8 protein-coding genes are annotated in these 6813 nt (G+C 36.7%); 2 read left to right on the top strand and 6 right to left on the bottom strand.

Annotated elements, in window-relative coordinates; genetic code table 11:
• Nucleotides 1–180: 180 nt before the first annotated feature.
• Entirely contained in the window at nt 181–840 is a 660-nt protein-coding gene (ung, locus tag ILA26_RS10275) for a uracil-DNA glycosylase (RefSeq protein WP_292896970.1), read from the top strand.
• On the opposite strand, the gene ILA26_RS10280 is transcribed toward ung, so the two are convergent.
• The 6 genes from ILA26_RS10280 to ILA26_RS10305 all read right to left on the bottom strand — a co-directional run bounded on the left by ILA26_RS10280 (nt 841) and on the right by ILA26_RS10305 (nt 6015).
• The gene (locus tag ILA26_RS10280) at nt 841–1443 is read right to left on the bottom strand and encodes a hypothetical protein (RefSeq protein WP_292896972.1); all 603 of its coding nucleotides are present in this window, start codon (nt 1441–1443) and stop codon (nt 841–843) included.
• A complete protein-coding gene (locus tag ILA26_RS10285; protein WP_292896974.1) occupies nt 1440–2015 on the bottom strand; it encodes a hypothetical protein in 576 nt (191 codons plus the stop codon). Before ILA26_RS10285 ends, ILA26_RS10280 begins: the two co-directional genes overlap by 4 nt.
• A complete protein-coding gene (locus ILA26_RS10290; protein WP_292896975.1) occupies nt 2012–2710 on the bottom strand; it encodes an alpha/beta hydrolase in 699 nt (232 codons plus the stop codon). The genes ILA26_RS10285 and ILA26_RS10290 overlap by 4 nt, the downstream gene beginning before the upstream one ends.
• A 73-nt stretch (nt 2711–2783) precedes the next feature.
• Nucleotides 2784–4169: an MFS transporter gene (locus ILA26_RS10295; RefSeq protein WP_292896976.1), complete on the bottom strand. Its 1386-nt coding sequence runs from the start codon at nt 4167–4169 to the stop codon at nt 2784–2786.
• Nucleotides 4170–4187: 18 nt separating this feature from the next.
• The gene (locus ILA26_RS10300; RefSeq protein WP_292896978.1) at nt 4188–5567 is read right to left on the bottom strand and encodes an MFS transporter; all 1380 of its coding nucleotides are present in this window, start codon (nt 5565–5567) and stop codon (nt 4188–4190) included.
• Nucleotides 5568–5571: 4 nt separating this feature from the next.
• The gene (locus ILA26_RS10305) at nt 5572–6015 is read right to left on the bottom strand and encodes a MarR family transcriptional regulator (RefSeq protein ID WP_292896980.1); all 444 of its coding nucleotides are present in this window, start codon (nt 6013–6015) and stop codon (nt 5572–5574) included.
• Between the two features lie 117 nt (nt 6016–6132).
• On the opposite strand from ILA26_RS10305, the gene ILA26_RS10310 reads away from it, so the two are divergent.
• Nucleotides 6133–6672, top strand: a complete 540-nt coding sequence (locus ILA26_RS10310; RefSeq protein ID WP_292896982.1) for a ribonuclease H — start codon at nt 6133–6135, stop codon at nt 6670–6672.
• Nucleotides 6673–6813: the final 141 nt, after the last annotated feature.

The raw sequence follows: 6813 nt of genomic DNA on the forward strand, positions 1-6813 counted from the left end.
GAAAATGGACTGTAGCAGACCCTACCAGTTCAAGAAATTCATTAGGAAGTATAGCTAATTGGAATACGAAATCATTTAGCCTCAACGGTATTTACGCAGGCATTTCATTCTAATTACTATCCTTACTTTTTTCTTTTTTTTAAAGTAAATTAATATAACTTAAACTACAAATTAAATTCTATGATTGGTAATGATTGGGATTTAGTTTTAGATGACGAATTTAACAAAGACTATTTTTTAAAAATCCGGGATTTCATTGACGATGAATATTCTTCTAAGACAATTTATCCTCCTTATGACGATATATTCAATGCCTTTAAGTTAACACCCCTAAGCAATGTCAAGGTGGTTATTTTAGGACAGGACCCTTATCATGAGAAGGGACAGGCACACGGTCTAGCGTTTTCAACCCCCTCAGGTAGGCCAATACCAAGATCCCTTAAAAACATTTTTAAAGAAATAAATGCCGAGTATGATTATCCAATACCGGAGTCAGGTTGTCTTGAAGAATGGGCCAAACAGGGTGTGTTTCTTTTGAATACCGTATTGACGGTTGAAGAGGGAAATGCAAACTCCCACAGCAAGTGCGGTTGGCAGACTTTTACGGATAAAGTTATAGATATACTAAACAATCAAAATCAGCCTATTGCATTCATGCTATGGGGAAAACAGGCCGAAAAGAAAAAGGAATTGATTACAAATGATAATCATCTCGTTTTAATCACATCACATCCTTCTCCATTTTCTGCAAGAAGAGGGTTTTTCGGATGCAATCATTTCAAGTTGGCCAATGAGTATCTAAAAGAAAATAATTTGGAAGAAATAGATTGGAGATTATGATTAGCTCATAATTCCAAAGTTGATTCCATTGCTTCCAACTGAAACAAAAGAATGATGTCCGCTATCGCTTGTAGGATAGTCATTTCTTTGTGATTCAAGTGCATTAACAATTTTATAGTTTTGATATTCCTCGTTTAGAATGCTGTAAAACTCATCATGTGAATATTTTGAGTCGGAAGCGCTTTTTACAATTTCCTTGATGGTAGGGGTTATATCGTTTCCTCTCCAAGCGATGTAGTAAAACTCTTCACCTGCTGAAAACCATAATTTGGAGTTGTTTTTACCGTCGTGCCTGTCGTAGCTTGTAAAGTGAACGGCATCATGGCCGGCAACCTCCACCTTTTTCATCTCATTTTTTTCTAAAAAGTATCCGTATAAATCCACAATTCTCGGATTGACGTAGCGAATGGTGAACTCATCGATATCCTCGTCATATTCATACATGTTAAAGTCGTGGCTGTATGGATTTTCGGTATATTGTGGAGGTATCTTGAAAGTCTCATAGCCCACAGTCGCGTTTGTCCAGTTTGTTGAGTCTATTGCGCTAACGGCATTCATCAGTATGAATAACGCCAATGCCAAGACAATAATCTTGCGTATCATATTACCACTTCGTAATCTGTCTTTCTGTTGTCTCTCATTCTAGAGTCCATATCCACCAAATCGTAGACTAACGGATTTTGCATCAGCATCAGCCATATTTCATAGGTTGTCCTTACAAAATCATCGTTCAGCTTAATGTGGTCATGCACGATTGGACACTTGTAGGGGAATTCGGACTCATCAAATATCAAATGAAATTCCCCTTTCTTGTTTAGGTGGGGAATCAATGGAAATGTTCTGCATTGAATAGGTCTTATTGACCTGTCACACCTTGGAGGATTTTTGCATTTTACAAGATAAATCTGTCCTTTCCATGAGTGAGGATACTTGATTTCGGATGAATCGATATAATATAAATCGAATTCAGGGCTGTCCTCATACATCAGCTCTTCACCAGGAAGCAGATATAAGGCAAGTTCCTCGTTTCTGTAGTCTTCTGCATCATATACGCAGCATACCTCTCCGCATAATTTGCCGCAGTCAAAGTCGACAGGTGAGACCTCATCCAGTCTCTTGTATATCTTTTCTATTGATTTTTTCATTTCTTCAGCTGTTATTTCCATAGTAATCATTCGATAAATTTGATTATAGCGTCTGCAATCTTTTCTTGCTGTTTTTCAGGAGAGATTTTAGCTATTCCATCACCGTCCTGATGTCCGTAATTGCCTATTTGGGCATGATTTCCCCCTTTGATAACAATTTCTGTTAAATTTTTCATCAATGATTTGGATTCATTGTATTTTTCAATATTCAGGACCTTGTCTTCACTGCCGTATATTGATAGGACAGGCTTGTGAATTTCTTCTGTAGGATATGATGAAAGCAACACCAATCCGTCGGTTTTATTGGTATGGTTAACGTAACTTGAGGCCGCAACGCCTCCGAGAGAGTGTCCTGACATATAGTAATGTGTGTAGTTGTAGTTGTTGATAATATCGTCTGCAGCATTCTCATTGGCAAATGCAAGGTTGAATGGCATTTCGACAACAAAGCAGTCAATGTTTTCTTTGGCGATTTCACTCAACAATGGCAAGTAGGATGTGTATTCCACTTTGGCACCAGGATATAATATTAATGCTGTATCATTTCCAGGACCATCAACCAACAGTCCATTATCTGTTTTAATGACATTGACATTATCACTGCCGTTGATATAATCTGAAACGCTTGAGTCGGCATGATAATAATCATTGACATAATATATACCGTATGCAAAAATAGCCAAAATTACAATAGCTATCAAAGCAATAATTAACTTCCTATTCATCAAGTAAATATATAATTTTAAAGTATTTAAAAAAATTGATTAAAAAAAGAAAAGAAGATTATTGAAAAATCAATTATCTTCCTGTGTTGAATTTGTCTTTTGATTTTACTCCGACAAGTGAGGCGAACACTGCAAGAACGCATGCTAATGTACAGATTCCGCAAATGATTTGTGAAGCCTGAACAATCATTCCTGCATATTGGGGAGCCAGTTCAAGATTGCCCATGATCCATGCGAATACAAGTGTCAAAAGGCCTAAACTCATGGTTTGTCCGATTGTTCTCATTGTTGCCTGTGACGCTGATGCTGTTGGAGCGTCCTTTGGAGGAACTGAACTCATGATTGCGTTCATGTTTGGGCTTGAGAACAGTCCCATTCCTATACCCTGAAGTATCATTGCTAAGATAACTACATAAAGTGGTGTGTCTCCAGTTAGGAATGTCAATATCAGCAATGCAATTGCAGCTATTCCAATTCCAATAGCGGCCAATTTTTGAGGATGTATCTTATCGGACAGTCTTCCTGAATTTGGCGCCATTATTGCCATGATGATTGGTGTGATGATCAATATTGCACCGGACATTTGAGCATTCCATCCACGAACATACTGGAAGTGGTAGTTTAGGATTGTTGTCACAACCATTATCGCAAGATAGCTGCAAAGTGCAGCCACGTTTGATGATGTGAATTTCTTGTTCTTGAACAGGTTCATGTTGAATACCGGTGATTTTTGCCTTAGCTCATATGCTCCGAATATTACTAGCAAGATAATTCCAAGAACGGTTAATATTTTACCGGGTGTTGTAATCAAACTAGTGAATCCGTAAATGAAAAATAAAATTCCTATACCGTAAAGTAAAGAACCCACTTTATCAATCTTGTCATCTTGATAAGTCTTCCATTCTTGAGGGATTTTTGTAATCATTAGTATGATACATAAGACCAAGAATGGAATAACAAAGTAAAACATTGATCTCCAACCGAGGTTATGAACCAAAAATCCACAGATTACCGGCGAAAGTGAAGTCGCCAAATAAACTCCTGTTACGGTAAAACCTAAAGCCTTTCCTCTGCTTTTTGGTGAAACTGCATGGACAACCATTGCCATTGCAGACACGTTTAGGAATGCCACTCCTGCCCCTTGCATAATCCTGAATATCAAGAAGGATTCTGTTGAAAAGGACAGGCATGCGCCTATTGAGCCTATCAGGAACACTATGATTCCTGCAAGTAATGATTTCTTAACTCCAAATTTACCTGAAATCTGTCCTGCCGGAACGGTGAACACCGCAACGACAAGGAAAAATATTGTAGGCACCCAATTTTGAATGACATTGTTCATTGCAAAATCCTGTGCTATTGCCGGAACGCCTATGATTATACCATTTGATAAGAACACCGCAAAAAATGAGGTGATAAATGATATAAACACTACATATGTTTCAAATTTTATCTCCATATTTTCCCTCTTTTATTTTTATAAATTAAATGAATCTTTTGATTTTATGCCCACTAACGAGGCGAATATTGCTATTATACAAATAACTGTACATATCAAACATATTGATTGTGAACTTTGAACTATCAAATCAGCATATCTCGATGATAATTTCAAATTTCCCATAAACCATGCAAATACCAATGTCAAAAGCCCCAAACTCATGGTTTGACCAATTGTTCTCATTGCAGATTGTGCTGCGGATGCATTTGGAGTTTCCTCTGGCGGAACAGAACTCATAATCGCATTGGTGTTTGGGGTGGTGAACAATCCCATTCCCACTCCCTGCAAGATCATTGCAATCACTATCAGATAAATAGGAGTGTTTTCATCTAAAAATAATAGTATTGCAAGAGTTATTGTGGCTATTGTCATTCCAATTGCAGCCAACTTTTGAGGATGTATCCTGTCGGATAGTCTTCCTGCATTTGGTGCCATTATTGCCATGATTATTGGGGTGATTATCAGTATTATGCCGGCAAGCTGGGCATTCCATCCTCTTACATACTGAAAATGATAATTTAAAATTGTGGTTATCGCCGCAATGGCAAGATAACTGCATAATGCGGCTATGTTGGATGATGTGAATTTCATGTTTTTAAATAGTTTCATATTAAATGCGGGACTGTCTATGTTAAGCTCATAATATCCGAAGATGATTAACAGGCACATTCCAACTGTGATGCATATTACTCCCACGGCATTCATAAGATTTGTAAATCCATAGATGAACAGTAAAATGCCAATTCCATAAATCAGATATCCTATGGAATCAATCTTATTGTTTTCATAGGTTTTCCAGTCTCCCGGAATCTTTAAAATCATTATAACTAAGCAAAGTATTAAAAAAGGTATAACGAAGTAAAACATTGATCTCCAGCCAAAGTTATATACAAGAAATCCGCAGAATACGGGTGATAGTGATCCTGCCAAATATATTCCAGTAACAGTAAAACCTAACGCTTTTCCACGATTTTGTGGTTTAATGGCTTGAACCACCATTGCCATTGCGGACACGTTTAGAAATGCCATTCCAATGCCTTGTATTACTCTGAAAAATAGAAATGTTTCTGTTGAAAATGATAGGCATGCACCAATGGACGCCAAAATAAAAATAGAGACGCCGATTATCAATAGCTTTTTAACGCCAAATTTTCCGGAAATCTGACCTGCAGGAAGTGTAAATACTGCCACGACGAGTAACGCTATTGTAGGTATCCAATTTTGAACGATATTGTTCATTCCAAATTCTTGAGCTATTGATGGAATTCCCAATACAATTCCCGACGATAAAAACACTGCAAAGAATGATGTTATGAATGAAACGAAAATTACATAGGTTTCAAATTTTATTTCCATAATTTCACTCCACCAGTTTTATAGCATTCATTGCTATTTCCTTAATTCTCTGTTTAAATTCATCATCTTCATCGGTTATCCCCACTTCCTTTTCCCAATTAAGGGATAACTGTCTGATTTTAGGTACTATTTCCTCTCCTTTTTCTGTTGTTGTCAACATATATTTTCTACGGTTTTCAGGGTTTGGCTCCCTTTTTATATAGTCTGAATCCTCCAATTTCTTCAGCACCTTCGCAACGTTTCCCTTGCTTTGGCTGAACATGTTTACCAAGTCATCCTGTGAACAGCAGGGATTGTCATATATGAACATGATGTATCTCACGTCATGGCCTAAATCAAGATCATTCAATTTTGATTTCATGTATTTCTGCTGGTTCAAGGACAGGTTGTGTATCCATGCGATGAATGGGGAATTTCTAGTTATTGCCTGAAAACTTTCATCATCCATTTTTTTCACCTGATTAATATTTTGTTTTTATATAATATAATTGTTTCTTTTGAAACAGTTGATAATGAAACAGTTGTAAAAAATATTATTTATACCATTGGGAATAGAGTTTAATCCATGAATACTTACTCTTATTTTACGGATGGTGCCGCAACCATGATCAACAAAAATGGGGAATATATTCGCCAAGAGGGAGGTTGGGCATTTATAGTGCTTGTCAATGGTGAAAGGGAAGGTTCTCAATCCGGTGGATGTAAATTGACCACAAACAATGAGATGGAACTGTATGCGATATATGCATCAATGAGGCATTTCAAGGATAATGCAAATGCAGGTGATAAGCTTGAAATATATTCCGATTCAGGATATTGCATAGGTATATTTACCCAATGGGCAGTCAATTGGGAGAAGAATGGTTGGACACGCCGGGGCAACAAGCCAATTGAAAACCTTGAACTGATTAGGGCAATTTGGGATTCGATGAATGAAATTAAAAAAGGTTCTGATATTGAATTTATTAAAGTTAAGGGCCATTCTAATAATGCCTTAAATAATGAGGTTGACCGTTTGGCGGTTAATGCTAAAAAGGACAGTGCCGAAACAGGTAAAACTGTAGGTTATAATAACAGAATTGATTCATTGCTTGGAAAAAAATAATTTTAGGGGCCTGAATTTTTTTTGTTAAAATTCGACCAGATTCATTTTCTTTTTCTTATTTTTCATATTATTTTTTGATGGTTTATAAAAATACATTAGGATAATTTTTTATTTTATTAAAAAAGGTCTTAATACCCATAA

The sequence above is a fragment of the Methanobrevibacter sp. genome (assembly GCF_017940815.1).
In the GTDB taxonomy this organism is placed as follows: domain Archaea; phylum Methanobacteriota; class Methanobacteria; order Methanobacteriales; family Methanobacteriaceae; genus Methanocatella.